Raw genomic sequence first — 17,612 nt, 5'->3', positions numbered from 1 at the left:
GCTTGTCCATATATCCATGTGTTGATAGTGTGCGGGTGCGGAACACAGGGGGCGGCGATGCGTGAGGTGTCACAGCCGGCGACCGAGGCCATCCGCCTGGTGGAGGTGCTGCGCGCTCTGGCCGATCCGGTGCGGCTGGACCTCGTCCTGCGGCTCGACCAGATGGGCGAGGACTTCTGCAACGCGATCGGCGCCGAGATCGACGTGCATCAGACGACGCTGTCGCACCACTACCGCGTGCTGCGCGAGGCCGGCGTCACGTGGACGAAAGTGCAGGGCCGGTCCCGGCTGGTCCGGCTGCGCCGAGAGGACCTCGACGCACTGTTCCCCGGCCTGCTCGACGCTGTACTGAGCGCACAGCGTCAAGCACGCGACACCGCCGCCACCGGCTCTGTCGAGGCGCCGTAGGCACCGGCTCCCCCGGCACGCGCACCGGGCGAGATGTCAGTGCCGTTACCGAACGTGTCACCAGCCGCGAACGAGAGGATGAGGCTGATCAACGGTCGCGGAGGTGGCTTCGCCGAGACGGACGTAGAAGCCAAGGGTGGCCAGGTGGACGTGGCGGGACCTGACCTGGAGTTCGGCGGTGGTGCGTCAGGCGCCCACCGGGTGTTGTAGCGCTGGATGGGTACTGCCACAGCGCCTTCTCGCGGATCAACACCTTGAGCGCGGACAGGTCCACGATCTGCACGCGGGACCGCACCCTCGTTCGGTCCGGCGGCACGGGCAGGCGTTCGATCCCCAGGATCGGGCCGGTCGGCCCTCGCGGCGCCACCAGATGAGGACGGCCTTGAACCCCAACAGGTCGCGGTTGACGGCGTCGGCGTCGACCGGGCGGGCCCCCTCGATGAAGGCCTCCGTCATGAGGCGGGAGGCTGTTCGCCGACGGCCAGACTGATCACGAGGGCGTCGCGCCGCTTGACCTTGACACAGTGACAAGGTCTTCACTGCAGCCAAGGAGGTGATCCGGTGACCATGCCGAAACAGGACGCGGATGCGGTTCGGGCCTTCCGGGGACTGGAGAACAGCAACTCGTCGGTGCGGCTGCGGGCCGCGCTGGCGGTCGGCACGACCCCCGACCCAGGGTTCATCGACAAGCTCATCGAACGGTGCGCGATCGAGCCCGAATTTCACGTGCGCGACATGCTCACGTGGGCCCTCACCCGCCACTCGGCACCAATGACGGTTCCAAAGCTCATCGATGAACTCCGCTCGGAGCGGGCGCAGGCACGAAGCCAGGCGCTGCACACACTGTCCAAGATCGGGGATCGGCGAGCGTGGCCGGCGATCACACAGGCGCTTCTGTCCGACGCCGACGATGAGGTGGCGCGGAGCGCCTGGCGGGCAGCGGTCGTGCTCGTGCCCGAAGGCGAAGAACCCGAGTTGGCCGCAGTGTTGTCGACACAGCTGGGGCGCGGCGAACGTGCGATGCAGCTGAGCCTCAGCCGGGCGCTGATCGCGCTCGGTGAGGTGATCCTGCCGATTCTGCGTGCTGCGATGACGGATCTCGACCCTCGCGTGAGCGCGCACGCGATCGCCACGGAACGGCTGTTGCGCGACCCGGATGCCGGATTCGAGTTCGCGATCGAGGAGGCGAAGCGCATCGTGGCCCTCGGCACGACCGATCAGGAAAGGTGACAGGCCGTGTTGATCGGTGAAGTGGCGCGACGGTCCGGGGTCAGCGCCCGCATGCTCAGGCATTACGATTCGCTCGGCCTGGTGCGGCCAACGGGGCGTACCGACGCCGGCTATCGGGAGTACTCCGGCGAGGACATCCGGCGGATCTTCCATATCGAGAGCCTGCGGTCATTGGGACTGTCGCTGCGTGAAGTCAGGCGCGCGCTCGATGATCTGGGCTTCAAGCCCTCGGAGCTCGTCGACGACCTCATCCGCCAGACTCGGGAACGCATCGCAGGTGAGACGGAGTTGCTCACACGTCTCCGCCGGATCGGTGCCGCGGAACCCGCCGACTGGGAGGACGTCCTCCAGATCGTTGCGCTCCTCCAGGCATTGGGGTCGGAGAGCGCTGGAAAGCGCCAGCGCGCGGCCCTGTCCTCAGTCGAAAAGGTTCGGGTGCCAGTGGAAGCACTGGTCGAGGCGGCGCTGAGCGAGACGGACCCGAACGTCGCCGGAGCCCTTCGATGGGCTCTGGCGCAATCGGGCGATGCCGGATTGGCGCCGCTGGCGGAGGGCCTCGGCTCACCGGTGGCCGAGGTGCGGAAACGTGCCGTCCAGTCCATCGCCGAGATTCCGAACGATGGGGCGACCGCATTTCTGCAGGACGCCCTTACGAGCCCCGACATCGTGGTCCGCAAGCATGCAGCCGTGGCGCTCGGGGCACGTGGAGTAGCCGACGCCGTCCCGACGCTGATCGACATGATCGTCGAGGAGACGAACGATGCCGATGCAGCCGATGCACTGAGCGCGCTGGCGGGCCATCCCGCGTTGGCGGATCAGATCGCCACCGGGCTCGTTGACCGCCTCGCACGCCGCACCATTGGATCGTCTGCACGTCAACGGCTGACACAGGCGCTCGCGGATATCCCGGGAATCACGACGTCACGTGCCCTCGCAGATCTGTCACATGACGAAGACCGAGCCGTTGCGCTCACTGCGACATACATTCTTGGGATACGCAGCGCACGATAGCGGATCGTTCAGGGGATGCTGTGTGCGTCCGCTTGCTTGGAGATCGGTGAAGTCTCCATGTTCCCCACACCCGGGCCGCCTGGCGGGAACAATCTCAGGATGACGCGGCCTCTGCTCTTCCTCGACGTCGACGGAGTCCTCAATCCCTACGGCTACAGCAGCCGCCCGACCGGCTTCACCGATCATCACCTGTTCCCAGAAGACGACGACCCCGTCTTGGTCAATGCCGAACATGGCATCTGGATCACCGAACTCACCCGCGCCTACGACGTCACATGGGCGACCAGCTGGAACGACAACGCCAACCGCCTTCTGGCCCCCTTGCTCGGCATTGCCCCGCTACCTGTCCTCACCATGCCGCCCATCCCCTTTCACCCCAGCGGCAAAGTCCCACTCGTCGCCCGGCTGGCCTGCCACCGACCCACCGCATGGATCGACGACCTCCACACCCCCCAAGCCCACACCTGGGCCGACAACCGCCCCGAACCCACCCTCCTCATCACCATCGATCCCTCAACGGGCCTCACCCGCCATTCAATCGACCAAGCTCTGGCCTGGGCCACAAACCTTTGACCACTTGACAAACCCCATGGGGCCCGACTGGACCCCTGTACCATCCGCGCGGCCCCGCCATCACTGGCTGACAAACCGGCCGCGCCCCCACCGGTGCCGCCGACCAAGGGGCCCGATCTGGACCAACGCGATCGCGTGTACCTCATGACAGCTTCGTGGAACCCGTGTCGCGGCCCTGGGCCGTCAAAGAACTGGCTGCGCGCGGTTGATGCCCCGTAGGGTGCCGATCATGGCTTGTCGCATTTCCGAACTGGTGATCGATTGCCGGGATCCACAACGGCTGGCGGAGTTCTGGTGCGAGGTGCTGGACTTCATCGTGCTCGACACCGAAGACGGCGCGGTGGAGATCGGACCACGGGAAGGGTTCGGCGGGTTGCAGCCGACTCTGGTTCTCAGCCCGACTACCGAGGCCAAGGCGGGCAAGCTGCCGCTGCACATCGACGTCAGCGCCACCGACCGCGATCAGGACGCCGAACTCGAACGCCTCCTGAAGCTCGGGGCGCGCCCGGTCGACATCGGCCAGACCGGCGAGGAGTCCTGGCACTGTCTGGCCGACCCCGAAGGCAACGAATTCTGCCTCCTGCGAGCCCGCCTGAGCTGAGCATCGGCCCAGACCGGCAAACGCCGAAACCACACCGTCAGAGCGCGCTCCACGCGGCTTCGTTGCGGACGGCGCCGACGGCCGGGCCGGTCGTCCTCCTGGGCGGTCAGCGTGTCGCCCGAACGCATCTGGTTCAAGGGCGCCTGCAGGCCGCGGCGTTCGGCGCCCTTCAACTTGCCGGGGACGCTTCTCCTCAAGCCCCTGGTGCAGATCGGATCGAACGCGTCGTGCAGGTGCGCGATCTCCTGACCCTTGGCGCTGATCCGGACGAGTCCGACCAGAGTCAGAAAGGCCGAGATGGACGACACGACGCGCCGCAGGAGAAGCGAGTTCTTCGACGCCGAGGAATCCAGCCGATTCGCCTTCCCCGCCGTCGGAGATGAGCGGACGCTGCTCGTCCATGTCCTCGCCGCGCAGCGGGCGACGCTGGAGCTGAAGTGCACGGGTCTGGACACCGAGCTGGCCCGGCGACCGGTCGAGCCGTCCACTCTGTCGCTCCTAGGCCTGGTGCGGCACCTCGCCGACGTCGAGCGCCGCTGGTTCAGGACGGTCTTGGCCGGCCAGAACGCGTCCCCCCGCTTCTCTTCCACCGAAAACCCCGACGGCGATTTCGACGGCGCCGCACCGGACCCCGAGGTCATCGTCGGCGCCTGGCGGGCTTGGCACGAGGAGGTGGCCTTCGCCGACGCCTATGTCGCCGCGGCGCCTCACCTTGACGTCGAGGGCCACGACTCCTGGCGCGGGCGGGTCTCGCTGCGCTGGGTGCTCATCCACATGATCGAGGAGTACGCCCGGCACAACGGTCACGCAGACCTGCTCCGCGAACGCATCGACGGGGCGAGGGGCATGTGAACGAGGACAGGCCGGGCGTACGCCCAAGCGGCATTGGCCGACAGAGGCCGGTGTTGCCCGGCCACGAGCTTCCGGCCCCGGTGCACGGGCGATCCCCCTGCCCACCGCACCCGACCGTGCACTCCCTCTTCGACCGCTTGGGCGGTGCTAAACATCCGCCGCTACTTCAAGCCGTCCTCCGAGGCGATTGCCGGGCTCACGAGTCTGCTCGCGCTCGGCGGGAGCGACCGCTGAGCCGTGTTCCTTGGTCCTTCTCGGTGGCGACGGCGGAGGCGGAGAGGAGCGTCGCAGCGGCGAGGCTGCCCCAGAGGGCGGCTGGGCCGTGGGAGGCGAGAGCGGTGATGACCGCCCGGGGAGACGGCGAGGCCGAAGCCTGTGGAGAGCTGGAAGCGGCCGAGGGCGCGTCCCAGGACATGGGCCGGGGCGAGTGCGGTGACGAGCGCGGTGGCGCTTCCGGCGTAGATGATCTCGCCGATGGTGCAGACCACGGACACCGCGGCGACGGCCGGGGTACCCCAGCCTTGTCCCAGTGAGGTGGCCGCGAGGAAGCCGAGGTAGGACGCGGCGAGAACCACGCCGGAGAGGGCCAGCACGGCCCGCCGGGAGAAGCGGGACATCAGGACGGTGACCGGCACCTGCAGGGTGACGACCAGCACCGTGTTGGCCACGAAGACGGCTGCCGGCCACACCGGGGATGCGTGGAACTGCGTCACCAGGACCAGAGGGATCGCGATCTCGGGGACGTTGAGGCAGAAGACGTAGACCACGTTGGCGGCAAGTAGCGCGAGCATCCGGGGTGCGGGCTCGTCGTCCCGGTCCTTCGCCGGGGCGGCCTCCGCTGGATGTGCGTGCACGTGGACCGACCACGCCAGGGCGGCTGCGGCAAGGTAGGCGAGCGCGGTGACAGCCGCCAGCGCCCGCAGTGCGGTGGTGCCGCCCGCCAGGCATACGGTGGCGAGGAGTGCTCCGACGCCCAGGGCGGCGTTGCGCAGGGCGCGGGCCCCTGCGAGGGCGGTGTCGCGTTCTCGGCCGTGGGCGACCGTGGCCACGAGCGCGGCGTGGGCGGCAGGCCATGCCTGGTTGCCGATGCCGAGGAAGAGTGCCGCCGTCGCGAAAAGCCAGACGTGCCCCGCCGGGGCCGCCAGCAGCAGCGCCACGCCCAGCACCCGCACCAGCATCGACGCCGCGACGACCGTGCTGCGTGCGCCGCGGTCCAGCCACCGGCCCACCGCGGGCATGCACACCAGACCCGCGACGATGCCGGCCGTCATGGCGGTGCCGGTGACCGGCGCGGACAGCCTCAGCACCGTCACGCCGTAGAGCAGCAGAAAGGGCCGCAGCAGGCCGGTGCCCAGCGCGTCCACGGCCAGGGCGACGGCATAGTGGGGGCCTCCGGAGGCACGGACGAAGGCACGCGGCTGGATCTTGGTGGTGGTTGCCATGGCGTCAACGGTGCGTTCGGCCGCCGGGCCGGCCGCGTCGGTTGACGAACAGCGTCAACCGACGCGGTCGTCGGCCATCCGACCAGCGAGAATGAAGGGATGACGTTGAGGATCGACATCGGCGGCCTGCCGTCCGGGCGCCTGCGGTTCGCTGCCTCCCCGCTGGCCGAGCTGACCGCGATGCTGCACGTGCTGGCCGAACCCGGGCACCACCCGCAGCTCGCCGGCTGGGCCGGGGACGTCTGGGCCGGGCTGCGGCCGGAGCTGGCCGAGCGGCTCAGGGAGGCGGAGTTCCTCTGGCGTTCCTCACGAGCCGACTTCCTGGTCCCCGCTCGTCCCCGGCCGACCCTCGCCGAGGAGTTGGACGATGTGGACCGGATCGACGATGAAACCTACGTGACCGCCGCGCTCATCACCACGTGCGGCAGCAACCGGGTCCACTTCGCCGCGCCGTCACCGCTCGCCGACGCGGCGGCGCGCGAGCGGGCCCTGGACCTCGCCCAGGCCCGCGGCGCGCTCCAAGAGGCCTTCGCGGAACGGCTGCTCGCGGACCCCGCGGCCGTGCGGGCGAGGATGCGTCACACCCTCGAACAGTGCGCCGAGGCCTTCTTCGACGCCGCCTGGACGGGCGTCGCCGTGCAAATCGCCACCGACCTGCGCCTGAAGAACGACCTGCTGAAGCGCCAGGGCATCGGGGCGGCACTCGCGTCAATCTCCAGCGCCGTCACCCTGGCGCCGGACGGCAACTGCATCATCGTGGACAAGCTGCAGGACAACGCGACCGACGCCCACGGCACCGGGGTCACCTTCCTCCCCAGCGTCTTCGGCCGCCCGCACCTGGTGGCGGTCCACGCGCCCGGGTGGCACCCGGTGGTGCAGTACCCCGTCGCCGAGCCGAGTCCATCGGAGCCGGTATCGCTGGAAACGGTCACGCTACGGCTGGAGGCACTCGCGCATCCGGTACGGCTGCGGCTGCTGCGCACCCTGGCCCGCGGCCCGCACACCACCGGTGAGCTGGCCCACGCCTGGGAACTTTCACCCCCGGAAGTTTCCCGCCACCTCGCTGTCCTGCGCCGCGCGGGCCTGCTCACGGCCCGGCGGCACGGCCGTTACGTCCGTTACACCGTCAACCTGCCCGATCTGACGGCGCTGGGGGCCGACCTGCTGGCGGCCGTACTGCGCTGAGCAGCTTCGGTCTGCGAGAACGCGGCGACGAACGGCTCACTCGGGACCGCGTTGATCAGCGGTCGTTCCGGCGCCCGCACCATGGGCCGATGCGCGGTCAGGCCGACTCGCGGACGACGAGGCGGGTGTCGCAGATGACCGGTGCGTCTGCCACGGGTATGCCGCGGATCCGGCTGAGCAGCAGCTCGGCCGACCGCCGGCCCATCGTCTCGGTGGGCTGGTGCACGGTGGTGAGCCTTGGCCGGGCACGCCGCTCCGCGCCCGCGTCCTCGAATCCGACAACCGCGATGTCGTCGGGGACGCGCCGTCCGTGCCGCTCCAGCACGCGGAGCGCGCCGAGCGCCATGTTGTCGGACGCGGCGAACACCGCGTCCAGCGACGGCTCCAGGTCCAGTAGCCGCAGCATCGCCCCGGCACCTCCGGACTCGCTGAAATCACCGTGGGCCACCAGTTCCCGGCCGCCGGACAGCGCCTCCCGATAACCGGCGAGGCGGTCGACGCCGACGGAGGTGTCCCGCGGACCCGCGATCGTGGCGATGCGGCGGCGGCCTTGTCCGATGAGGTACTCGACGGCCCGCCGGGCTCCGCCCCGGTTGTCGGCGTCCACGTAGTCCGGCCGTGCGGCACCGGAGTCGTGCGGCCGGCCTCCCAGCACGACGGGAACGCCGTAGCGCTCCAGCAGGCTGGGAAGCGGGTCCTCGCGGATCAGCGAGACCATCACCACGCCGTCCACCCGCTGCGCACGTAGAGCGTCGGCGAGGTCCGCGCGGCCGGCGGACGACTGGGTGAACGTCAGCGTCAGCGTCGTTTCGGCCGCGGTCACGGCCGAGCTGATTCCGCGCACGATGTGGCCGAAGTAGGGCTGTTCGAACGGCCGCCCCCGCTCCTCCGACATGACCAGCGCGACCGTACCGGTACGCCGGGCGGCCAGCATGCGCGCCGCGCGGTTCGGCACGTAGCCGAGTTCGTCGATCGCCTGGAGTACCGCGGCGCGAGTCTGCGCGCTCACCTTGCCGTCGCCGTTGACCACCCGGGACGCGGTGCCTCGGCTCACCTTCGCCCGTGCGGCGACCTGCTCGAGTGTGGGACGACGGTTGACCATCCCCTATGTGTACAGCGCGAGGCCACGGCGGCGCCACAGCATGCCGGCCGGTCACGGCGGCGACGGCAATGCATGGCCCGCCGTCGCCGACCCTGGGCGTGATGGCGCGGCGCTGGGCCGTTCACCGACCGGTCACTTGATCTGTTCTGCAGGCTCGATGATGATCCCCTCGGGCCCACGGACGTAGCGGAGCCGGTAGCTGTCCTCGTACCCTCTGCGGCGGGACGAGCGGCACGGTGCTCACGGACGCAGCATTTGCCGCACCCGTGCGGCCTCCCGCGTGAGGTGGTTGAGCTCCGGGATGCTGGCGGCGGCGCGGGCGGCCTCGGCGTACAGCTCGGCGGCCCGCTCAAGGTTGCCGGCGCGTTCGTGCAGGTATGCCGTCACCGCGGCGTAGCGGGGCAGGTCAGGGCTCACGTCGGCCAGCGCGGCCAGGCCGGCCTGCGGCCCGTCGGCCTCCCCGACCGCCACCGCGCGGTTGAGTCCCACCACCGGGCTGCCGGTGAGGAGCAGCAGTTCGTCGTACCACTCCACGATCTGCACCCAGTCCGTCTCGGCGGCGGTCCGGGCGTCGGCGTGCAGGGCGGCGATCGCGGCCTGTGCCTGGTATTCGCCCAGCCGGTCGCGGGCCAGCGCGGCCTGGAGGATCGCCACTCCTTCGGTGATCAGGCCGGTGTCCCAGCGCGATCGGTCCTGTTCGCCGAGCGGCACCAGGCGACCTCCCGGGCCGGTGCGGGAGGCGCGGCGCGCATGGTGCAGCAGCATGAGCGCGAGCAGCCCCGCGACCTCGGGCTCGTCGGCCAGCCGGGCGAGCTGGCGGGTGAGGCGGATCGCCTCGGCCGCAAGGTCGACGTCTCCGCCGTACCCCTCGTTGAAGACGAGGTAGAGCACGCGCAGCACCGTCCCGAGATCGCCGGGCCGGTCGAGCGGCTGCCCCGCGATCCGGCGCTTGGCCCGGCTGATCCGCTGCGCCATCGTCGCCTCGGGGACCAGGTGTGCCGCCGCGATCTGCCGCGTGGTCAGTCCACCGACCGCGCGCAGCGTCAGGGCGACGGCCGAGGCCGGCGGCAGGGTGGGGTGCGCGCACAGGAAGTAGAGCCGCAGCGTGTCGTCCGCGGCGGGCGCCGGACCGGCGGGAGCCTCGGCGTGCACGGCGAGTTCCCGCCCTCGCCGCGACGCCTCGGCGCGGGCGGCGTCGAGGAACTTGCGCCATGCGGCCGCGACGAGCCATGCCTTCGGATCGCGCGGTGGGTCGTCCGGCCAGGTGTCCAGCGCCCGGATCAGGGCTTCCTGCACGGCGTCCTCGGCCGACGCGAAGTCGGCTCCGCGCCGGACGAGGACACCGATCACCGCGGGAACGAGCTCCCGCAGCAGCGCTTCGTTCACTCGGTGACCGTGGGTGACTCGCCGTAGAACGGCCGGACCTCGAGCCATTCGTGGATCGGCTCGCCGCCGGGGCCGGGAGCGGCGGACAGCTCCCCGGCCAGCTCGACCGCACGATCCCACGAGTCCACGTCGATGATGTACCAGCCGGCGATGAGGTCCTTGGTCTCGGCGAACGGACCATCGGTCACCGGTGGGCGCCCCTCGCCGTCGTACCGTACGAACGCTCCTTCGGGCGCCAGTGCCTGGGTGTCGACGAACTCACCCGTCTCCTCCAGGCGGGCCGCGAAGTCGTTCATGAACTGCACGTGCGCGTCGACCTCCTCCGGCGTCCACTGGTCCAGCGACTTGTAGTCGACGGCGGGGGCCGGGCCGCCTCGGTAGTGCTTCAGGAGCAGATATTTCATCGTGCTTCTCCTTCGTCGTCGCGCGGCCCGTCGTGGCCGCTCCTATCCCTGGGACGGAGCGGGCGCCACATTCTCGACACTAGAGACGGGATCTCCCTGAGAACCGGTCGGCCTCCCGCCGATGAGACCCGACCGCGGTCATCTGGCGAGGTCGCTTATACTCCTGATGGTTGTCGCAGACGTACATCAGATCGAGCTTCGGCCCTTGAAATCCGACAACGGGCAGGCTTCCGGATGACAACCAGGAGTGGTGCATGGAGCTGGACCTCGGCGCCGTCCGGGCCTTCCTCGCCGTCGTCGACGCCGGGCATTTCACCGAGGCGGCCGACCGTTTGGGCGTGACTCAGCAGGCCGTGTCCAAACGGATCGCCAGGCTGGAATCCGACCTGGGCGTACCGCTGGTGCACCGCTCCCGCGCCGGTGCGAGGCCGACCGAGGACGGCGCGACCTTCCTCCCGCACGCTCGGGCACTGATCAGCCTCGCCGACCAGGCCACCGCGATGCTCCGCGCACACCGCCGCGCCCTGCGCATCGACGTGCTCGCCCGTGCCGCGGCATCGATCGCCATGGTCCGGGACTTCTACGAGGCCGGCGACGTCGACGTCGACATCGTCGTCTCCCGCGGCGCCGTCCCACGATCGACGGCGCTCACCGGCGGCTCGGTCGACGCGGCGTTCGGCCGGGCCACGGGCGTACTCCCTCCGGGGATCGAGCGCGTCCCAGCCTGCCTGGAGCCGATCCCCATCCTTGTCGGCCGCCGGCACAGGCTCGCCAGACGCTGGCGTGTGCCGATGGAGGAGCTCTCAGGCCTGACGGCCTGGATGCCGGGCAACGCCCGCGACAGCGAGTGGGAGGAGTACTACCGGCTCCTCAGCGCAGAGTTCGGCGTCCAGATCGACACGTCCGGGCCGGTCTTCGGCCATGACCACATCATGGAGAGGATCGGAGCCTCGCCGGACCTCATCACCTTCGGCAACAAGACGCAGTTTCCCGGGCACCCGGACGTCGTCCAGATCTCCGTCACCGACCCCACGCCGGTGTACCCGTGGTCCCTCATGTGGCGCGAGGCGAACCGCCACCCGTCGCTGCCGCTGCTCATCGCCCATGTGAAGGACCACTATCGTCCCTTCGACGCCCGAAGCCAGTGGCTGCCCGCCGCTGACCGGCCCCTCTTCCCGGCCGCCCCCGAGCCGGGCCCCTAGGTTCGGGCCGGCCGCGCCGATCGGGCGAGGCCGGGGATCAGGACCGCCGCGACGACCAGGTGCATTCCGGCCAGGATCGCCATGGAGGCGCCGTCGCCGGCGCTGCCGAGCGGCCCGGTCATCGACAGGACGAGGACGGCCACGGCGATGACGGTCCAGACCCGTCCCGGCCGGGCGACGGTCCGTTCCAGCAGCGCGAGCAGTCCCCAGGCGGCGAGCCCGGCGATCAGGCCGCCCGCGACGACGGCGCCCGCCCCGACCGGGCGGACCTCCCCGCCGGTCTCGGTGGAGGGGTCCAGACCGGCCACCGGGCCGGTCAGCGCCCAGAGGGCGAGGGCGGCGGCGGTCGCTCCCGCGACGGTCAGTCCACGCCGTGCGAGGTTCTCCCGGGACATGTGCCTCTCCTTTTCTTGCGGCTGTTGGCAGGAAGCGTCGCCGCCGGAGCGGGCCGGCGGCATCGGGCGCGCGGCGAGAACCGCTCCGACCGCGGAACGGGCGGGCACCGACTTTGGTCGGTGTCGCGCCGCCGGACCCCGCGGCTAATCTCGGTCCGGTGGACGAAACGACCCTTGACCAGCCCGGACCCGGCGCCCGGCGGCGCACGCCCGCCGCGGTCGGCGTCGTCACGGTCACCGCGGGCGCGCTGATCACGGCGACGGTCTGGGGCCGTTTCACCGCGGACGTGGGCGGTTTGCTGACCCTCGACATCGCGGTCGGCGTGGCGAGCCTGCTGCTGTCTCCGCTGCTGGTCTGGCGTCCGGTCGCTGTGACGCTGGCGCTCACCGTGCTGGCGGCGCTGTCACCGGCCGCGACGCCGCCGGCCACGATGGGCGCGGTTCAGGTCGCCCAGCGGCGCCCGTTCCGGCTCGCCGCGTGGGTGGGCGTGGCGGGGGTCGCGGCGCACGTCGTCCAGGGGCTGTGGCAGCCGAGCGGCGGGATCTCCTTCGGCTGGTGGCTGCTGCTGATCTCGCTCGGGTACGCCGCGCTGATCGGCTGGGGCGCGCTGGCGCGGGCGCGCCGCGACCTGCTGGAGTCGCTTCGTGAGCGCGCCCGCCGCGCGGAGGCCGAGCAGGGCCGCCGGGTCGCCGAGGCCCGCATGATGGAGCGGACCCGGATCGCCCGGGAGATGCACGACGTCCTCGCGCACCGGCTGTCGCTTCTGGCCACCTACGCGGGCGCGCTGGAGTACCGCCCGGACGCGCCGCCGGAGAAGCTGTCCCAGGCCGCCGGTGTGGTCCGCGCCGGGGTGCACCAGGCGCTGGACGAGCTGCGCGAGGTCATCCTGCTGCTGCGCACCGAGGACGCGGCCGAGGAGGACCGGCCGCAGCCCGTCCTGGACGACGTGCCCCGGCTGGTGGAGGAGTCCCGCGACGCGGGCACCCTGGTGGAACTGCGCGACGAGACGACCGGCGCGTCCTCGCTTCCGCCGTCCGCCGGGCGCACCGCGTACCGGGTCGTGCAGGAGGGGCTGACCAACGCCCGCAAGCACGCCGGGGGCCGTCCCGTCCGGGTGGTGCTCGAGGGATGGCCCGGCTCCCGCCTCGTGATCGACATCCGCAACCCGCTGCCCGAGGACGACGCGGGGCCGCTGGCGCCCGGCAGCGGGACGGGACTGGTCGGGCTGACCGAGCGGGTCCGGCTGGCCGGCGGTGTGCTCGACCACGAGGCCGCCACGGGTGAGTTCCGGCTGCGCGCCTGGCTACCATGGCCCGCGTGAACCCGCCCCTGCGCGTGCTGATCGTGGACGACGACGCGCTCGTCCGCGCCGGGCTGTCGATGATGCTGGACGGGACGGGCGGCATCTCGGTGGCCGGTGAGGCCGCCGACGGCGACGAGGTGCCCGCCGCGGCCGACGCGCACGCCCCCGACGTCGTCCTGATGGACCTGCGGATGCCCCGCGTGGACGGCATCACGGCGACCCGCAGGCTGCGGGCCCGGCCGAACCCGCCGGAGGTCATCGTGCTGACGACGTTCGACTCCGACGAGAACATCCTGCACGCGCTGCGCGCCGGCGCCAGCGGGTTCCTGCTGAAGGACACCCCGCCGGACCAGATCGTGCACGCCGTCCGGCAGGTCGCCGCCGGCGACCCGATCCTGTCGCCGCGCGTCACCCGCCGCCTCATGGACCGCGCGGCGGTGGAGGCCGGCGCGCACCAGCGGGCCCGCGCGGCCCTCGCCCGGCTCAGCCCCCGCGAGAACGAGGTCGTGCTGGCGATCGCCCGGGGACGCTCCAACGCCGACATCGCGGCGGAGCTGTTCATGAGCGTGGCCACGGTCAAGGCGCACGTCTCCAGCGTCCTGACCAAGCTCGACCTGGACAACCGCACCCAGATCGCCTTGCTGGCCCACGACGCCGGGCTCGACTGACCGTCCCGCGCCGCCGCTTCCTCTTGCGCATGTGCGTCCTCGCATGGCAATCTTGGAACAGTCGTTCCAAGTTAAGGAGGTGCGGGAGATGCCGGACGTCAAGCACTTCGATCCCGACGCCGTCCTCGACCGGGTGGTCCGGCTGTTCTGGCGGCGCGGGGCCGCCTCCACCGGGATCGCGGAGGTGGTGGCCGAGACCGGGATCAGCCGGTCCAGCCTGTACGCGACGTTCGGCGGCAAGCAGGAGCTGTACACCGCCGCGCTGCGCCGCTACGTCGATCATCACTCGCGTCCGGTGTTCGACCGGCTCGCAGCCGACGGGCGCGGCCTGCCGGGGATCGCCGCGTTCTTCGACGGGCTCGTCACCGCGCGGTGTTCCGGCGAGCACGCGCGCTGGGGCTGCATGGTGTCCAACGCGCACGCGGCTCAGGAGGCCGGCGACGCCGGCGAACGGGAAGTGCTCGACGGCCACCATGAGGCGCTGAGCGCCGCCATGCGGACCGCCCTGCAGGCGGCTCACGACCAGGGGCAACTCCGCGACGGCCTGGAGGTCGACCCCACCGCGCAGATGCTGGCGCTGCTGGCCTACGGGGTGAACCTGCGCTCCCGCGCCGGCGCCGAGCCGGGCGAGCTGTCCGCCACGGTGGACGCCGCACTCCGCTCCCTCACGTCCTCCCCCGCCAACCCCCCAAGGAGATGAGAATGGCCGAGTTCACCGTGTACGACGAGACCAACGCCCCCGAGGAGGCCCGCCCGCAACTGGAGGCGGCCAAGAAGCGGATGGGATTCGTCACCACCCTGAACGGCGTGATGGCCGAGTCGCCGGAACTGCTGGCCGGCTACAACGCCCTGTCGGAGCTGTTCGGCAGGTCGTCGCTGCCCAGGAACGCCAAGCACGTCGTGTGGATCACCGCCAGCGTGCTGAACGGCTGCGAGTACTGCGTGGCGGCGCACTCCACGCTGGCGTTGCGGTCCCGCGTCCCCGCCGAGGTCGTGGCGGCGCTGCGCGCCGGGCGTGCCCTGGACGATCCCGCGCTGGAGGCCGTCCGCCGCTTCACCGACGTCATGGTCACGCGCCGCGGCTGGGCGGGCGACGAGGAGGTCGAGGCGTTCCTGGCCGCCGGCTACACCCGTCGCCACGTCCTGGACATCGTCCTCGGGATCGGTATGAAGACCCTGTCCAACTACACCAACCACGTCGCCCACACACCCCTGGACCCTGCCTGGCAGGACCAGGAGTGGACGGCGCCCGCACCCGCCTGACGTCCGGCGGGGGTCACCCGAAGGCGTGCCGGGCTTCAGGTTCGTCGGCCGGTACCCCGGGCGACGCGCTGGCCCGGCCGGACGTCGCGACGAGCACGGCGAGCAGGGCGAAGATCGCGGTGGCGATGAGCCCGGTGACGTGCAGGCCCGTGGTGAACGCTGCATGGGCGTCGTGCAGCAGCGCGCTCGCCTGTGGGGGCGGCAGGTGGCCGCTCTCGGCGACGGCACCCGCGAGCGTGCGGGCCGCCGCCCCCGCGGCGTGGTCCATCCGGGCGTGGTAGACGGAGGCGCCGATCACGCCGATGACGGCCAGCCCCAGCGACCCGCCGAGGTAGTTGCCGGTCTCCGACATCGAGGCCGCCGATCCGGCCCGTTCGGGCGGGACGGACCCGACCACCAGGCTGGTCCCCAGCGCGAAGAGCGGGCCGGTGCCCAGCGCCAGGACGGTGATGCCCACGGCGACGGCCGGATACCCGCCGGCCAGGGCCAGCGGGAGGCAGCCCGCCGCCGACACCGCCAGCCCGGAGGCGATCGCGGTGGCCGGCCTCATCCGCCGGACGAGCACGGGCGCGATCATCGTCCCGGCCGCGACGGCGAGCCCCATCGGCGCGAACAGCACGGCCGAGGCGAGCGGCGAGTAGCCCAGCACGCTCTGCAGATACTGGGTCACCATCAGGCCCGTCCCCGCCATGGCGACGCCCGCGAAGACCAGGGCGGTCAGGACCGCGGCCAGCGGACGGCGGCGCAGCAGCCGCAGGTCGAGCAGCGGGTGGGCGAGCCTCAGCTGACGCCGCACGAAGACGCCGCCGAGCACTCCCCCGGCGAGGATCGCGACGAGCGGGGTGAGCTTGTCGTGGGCTTCGGCGACGGTGAGCTGCTTCAGCCCGTACACCATCGGCAGCACGGCGGCCAGGGAGAGGCCCACGCTGACCAGGTCGACCCGTCCCGCAGACCGGTCCCGGAACTCGGGCAGCAGAACCGGGCCGGCCGCAAGGATCAGGAGCATGACGGGCACCGCGACCAGGAACACCGACCCCCACCAGAAGCGCTGGAGCAGGACCCCGGCCAGCACGGGGCCGAACGCCCCGCCCGTGAACTGGCAGGTCGCCCAGACGGCGATGGCCTTCCCGCGGCGGCGCTCGTCGCGGAAGATGTTGGTGATCAGCGCCAGCGTCGAGGGCGTCAGGGTCGCGCCCGCCACGCCCAGCAGCGCCCGGGCGAGGATCAGCGTCCTCGGGTCGGGGGCGAAGGCGGCGACGGCCGACACGGCGGCGAACGCGGCGGCACCGGTGAGCAGGAGGCGGCGGCGGCCGATCCGGTCGCCGAGCGTGCCCATGGTGATCACGAACCCGGCGACCATGAACCCGTAGGCGTCGCTGATCCACAGCTGCTCGGCGCCGCTCGCGCCCAGGTCGGCACTGAGCCGCGGCAGCGCCAGGAACAGCGCCGTCAGGTCCATGGCTATCAGCAGCGTCGGCAACGCCAGCAAGGCCAGCGCGAGCCATTCGCGGGTCTCTGCGGACGCGCCCTCGACGTCCTGCTCCTTATACCCCATATCGGTATGCCCCATATCGGTTTCCCTCCGGTCCGCATCACGTGTCATGCGTTTGGTCGGAGCGGACGAGCGATTCTCGACATCGCCTCGCCAAGAAACCGGTGGGATGTGCGGACGCGCGTTTCCGGCGTCCGTCTCGCGAGGCGCCGGAAGGGGCGCCGGCTACGGCCGGGCGGCCGGCGCGGTCGTGGTGCAGGACGCCAGCAGACGCAGCGCCGTGTGGGACGGGGAGCCCTCTTCGACGGTGTGGGCGATCAGCGCCTGGTCGGGGTCGTCGGCCGGGCGCAGGGTCTCGAACCCCAGGTCCAGCAGGCCGACGACCGGATGCCGGTACACGTAACGGCCGTGGGTCTTGTCCTTCAGGCGGTGCTCGGCCCAGATCTCGCGGAACTCCGGGCTCGCCGCCGACAGTTCGTCCACCAGCGCCTGGGTGGACGGGTCGCCCGGGTGGCGTCCCGCGTCCAGCCGCAGGTAGGCGGCCACGTCCTCCGCTTTGCCGCGCCAGTCGGCGTAGAGGCCGCGCATGCCGTCGTCCAGGAACACCAGGCGGGCGAGGTTGCGTTCGGCGGGCGGCAGCGCACCGAAGTCGATGATCAGCGCGGCGGCCAGGTCGTTCCAGGCCAGGACGCCGGTGTTGCGCCCGACGATGTAGGCGGGGACGTCCCCGGTCGAGTCCAGTAGCCGCCGCAGGCCCGGCCGGACCAGCTGCGGCTCCTCCTCCGCCGGTCCGGTGAAGGGCCGCGCCAGCCGGTACAGGTGCTCGCGCTCCACATCGCCGAGCCGGAGCGCGCGAGCGACGGCGTCCAGGACCGCCTCGGAGAAGTGCAGGGTGCGGCCCTGCTCCAGCCGGACGTAGTGGTCCACGCTCACCCCGGCGAGCTGCGCCAGCTCCTCCCGGCGCAGGCCGGGGACTCGGCGGCGGCCGCCGTAGTCGGGCAGCCCCAGTTCCTCCGGCCGCAGCCGGGCCCGGCGGGACCGCAGGAACTCCCCCAGTTCGGCACGCCTGTCCAAAGCCATGCCCCGATTATCCC

19 protein-coding genes are annotated in these 17,612 nt (G+C 71.5%); 12 read left to right on the top strand and 7 right to left on the bottom strand.

Annotated features, from left to right (window positions below; all coding sequences use genetic code 11):
• Positions 1-57 precede the first annotated feature (57 nt).
• The 6 genes from ACQPXG_RS23135 (at position 58) to ACQPXG_RS23110 (ending at position 4,675) form a co-directional block, all read left to right on the top strand.
• Positions 58-408: an ArsR/SmtB family transcription factor gene (locus ACQPXG_RS23135; protein WP_433469797.1), complete on the top strand. Its 351-nt coding sequence runs from the start codon at positions 58-60 to the stop codon at positions 406-408.
• Between the two features lie 567 nt (positions 409-975).
• The gene (locus tag ACQPXG_RS23130) at positions 976-1,638 is read left to right on the top strand and encodes a HEAT repeat domain-containing protein (protein WP_433470032.1); all 663 of its coding nucleotides are present in this window, start codon (positions 976-978) and stop codon (positions 1,636-1,638) included.
• Between the two features lie 6 nt (positions 1,639-1,644).
• A complete protein-coding gene (locus tag ACQPXG_RS23125) occupies positions 1,645-2,649 on the top strand; it encodes a HEAT repeat domain-containing protein (RefSeq protein ID WP_433469796.1) in 1,005 nt (334 codons plus the stop codon).
• A 99-nt stretch (positions 2,650-2,748) separates the two neighbouring features.
• Complete coding sequence (locus ACQPXG_RS23120; RefSeq protein ID WP_433469795.1) at positions 2,749-3,222, top strand: HAD domain-containing protein; 474 nt, start codon at positions 2,749-2,751, stop codon at positions 3,220-3,222.
• Positions 3,223-3,451: 229 nt separating this feature from the next.
• A complete protein-coding gene (locus ACQPXG_RS23115; RefSeq protein ID WP_433469794.1) occupies positions 3,452-3,823 on the top strand; it encodes a VOC family protein in 372 nt (123 codons plus the stop codon).
• Between the two features lie 297 nt (positions 3,824-4,120).
• Positions 4,121-4,675, top strand: a complete 555-nt coding sequence (locus ACQPXG_RS23110) for a DinB family protein (RefSeq protein WP_433469793.1) — start codon at positions 4,121-4,123, stop codon at positions 4,673-4,675.
• 161 nt (positions 4,676-4,836) lie between these two features.
• Here the strand turns inward: ACQPXG_RS23110 and ACQPXG_RS23105 are convergent, their stop codons facing one another.
• Positions 4,837-6,117 carry an MFS transporter gene (locus ACQPXG_RS23105; RefSeq protein WP_433469792.1) on the bottom strand — a complete coding sequence of 427 codons (1,281 nt, stop codon included), beginning with the start codon at positions 6,115-6,117 and terminating at the stop codon, positions 4,837-4,839.
• 99 nt (positions 6,118-6,216) lie between these two features.
• Between ACQPXG_RS23105 and ACQPXG_RS23100 the strand changes: the two genes are divergently transcribed.
• Positions 6,217-7,302, top strand: coding sequence for a DUF5937 family protein (locus ACQPXG_RS23100; protein WP_433469791.1), 1,086 nt, complete (start codon positions 6,217-6,219; stop codon positions 7,300-7,302).
• A gap of 97 nt (positions 7,303-7,399) precedes the next feature.
• Here ACQPXG_RS23100 and ACQPXG_RS23095 read toward each other — a convergent pair whose 3' ends face one another.
• The 3 genes from ACQPXG_RS23095 to ACQPXG_RS23085 form a co-directional block, all read right to left on the bottom strand.
• Positions 7,400-8,404, bottom strand: a complete 1,005-nt coding sequence (locus ACQPXG_RS23095) for a LacI family DNA-binding transcriptional regulator (protein WP_433469790.1) — start codon at positions 8,402-8,404, stop codon at positions 7,400-7,402.
• 240 nt (positions 8,405-8,644) lie between these two features.
• Positions 8,645-9,790 (bottom strand): RNA polymerase sigma factor, encoded by a 1,146-nt coding sequence (locus ACQPXG_RS23090; RefSeq protein ID WP_433469789.1) that lies wholly within the window; start codon positions 9,788-9,790, stop codon positions 8,645-8,647.
• Positions 9,787-10,194, bottom strand: coding sequence for a YciI family protein (locus tag ACQPXG_RS23085; protein ID WP_433469788.1), 408 nt, complete (start codon positions 10,192-10,194; stop codon positions 9,787-9,789). The genes ACQPXG_RS23090 and ACQPXG_RS23085 overlap by 4 nt, the downstream gene beginning before the upstream one ends.
• A 254-nt stretch (positions 10,195-10,448) precedes the next feature.
• Between ACQPXG_RS23085 and ACQPXG_RS23080 the strand changes: the two genes are divergently transcribed.
• Positions 10,449-11,396: a LysR family transcriptional regulator gene (locus ACQPXG_RS23080; protein WP_433469787.1), complete on the top strand. Its 948-nt coding sequence runs from the start codon at positions 10,449-10,451 to the stop codon at positions 11,394-11,396.
• Here the strand turns inward: ACQPXG_RS23080 and ACQPXG_RS23075 are convergent.
• Entirely contained in the window at positions 11,393-11,791 is a 399-nt protein-coding gene (locus ACQPXG_RS23075) for a DUF6069 family protein (protein WP_433469786.1), read from the bottom strand. The genes ACQPXG_RS23080 and ACQPXG_RS23075 overlap by 4 nt on opposite strands.
• Before the next feature lie 158 nt (positions 11,792-11,949).
• On the opposite strand from ACQPXG_RS23075, the gene ACQPXG_RS23070 reads away from it, so the two are divergent.
• The 4 genes from ACQPXG_RS23070 to ACQPXG_RS23055 are packed head-to-tail and all read left to right on the top strand — an operon-like array spanning position 11,950 to position 15,026.
• Entirely contained in the window at positions 11,950-13,113 is a 1,164-nt protein-coding gene (locus ACQPXG_RS23070) for a histidine kinase (RefSeq protein WP_433469785.1), read from the top strand.
• Positions 13,101-13,763 carry a response regulator gene (locus ACQPXG_RS23065; protein ID WP_433469784.1) on the top strand — a complete coding sequence of 221 codons (663 nt, stop codon included), beginning with the start codon at positions 13,101-13,103 and terminating at the stop codon, positions 13,761-13,763. The genes ACQPXG_RS23070 and ACQPXG_RS23065 overlap by 13 nt, the downstream gene beginning before the upstream one ends.
• Positions 13,764-13,806: 43 nt before the next feature.
• Positions 13,807-14,463, top strand: coding sequence for a TetR/AcrR family transcriptional regulator (locus ACQPXG_RS23060; RefSeq protein WP_433469783.1), 657 nt, complete (start codon positions 13,807-13,809; stop codon positions 14,461-14,463).
• A 2-nt stretch (positions 14,464-14,465) separates the two neighbouring features.
• Entirely contained in the window at positions 14,466-15,026 is a 561-nt protein-coding gene (locus ACQPXG_RS23055) for a carboxymuconolactone decarboxylase family protein (RefSeq protein WP_433469782.1), read from the top strand.
• Positions 15,027-15,039: 13 nt separating this feature from the next.
• On the opposite strand, the gene ACQPXG_RS23050 is transcribed toward ACQPXG_RS23055, so the two are convergent.
• Together ACQPXG_RS23050 and ACQPXG_RS23045 are read right to left on the bottom strand one after the other, a co-directional pair.
• A complete protein-coding gene (locus ACQPXG_RS23050) occupies positions 15,040-16,581 on the bottom strand; it encodes an MFS transporter (RefSeq protein ID WP_433470031.1) in 1,542 nt (513 codons plus the stop codon).
• Positions 16,582-16,743: 162 nt separating this feature from the next.
• A complete protein-coding gene (locus ACQPXG_RS23045; protein WP_433469781.1) occupies positions 16,744-17,598 on the bottom strand; it encodes a helix-turn-helix transcriptional regulator in 855 nt (284 codons plus the stop codon).
• Positions 17,599-17,612 lie beyond the last annotated feature (14 nt).

It is taken from the genome of Spirillospora sp. CA-128828 (assembly GCF_050945415.1).
Taxonomy (GTDB): Bacteria; Actinomycetota; Actinomycetes; order Streptosporangiales; family Streptosporangiaceae; genus Spirillospora.
Note: the sequence above shows the minus strand (reverse complement) of the source record. Positions and strands in the feature narration are given on the sequence as shown.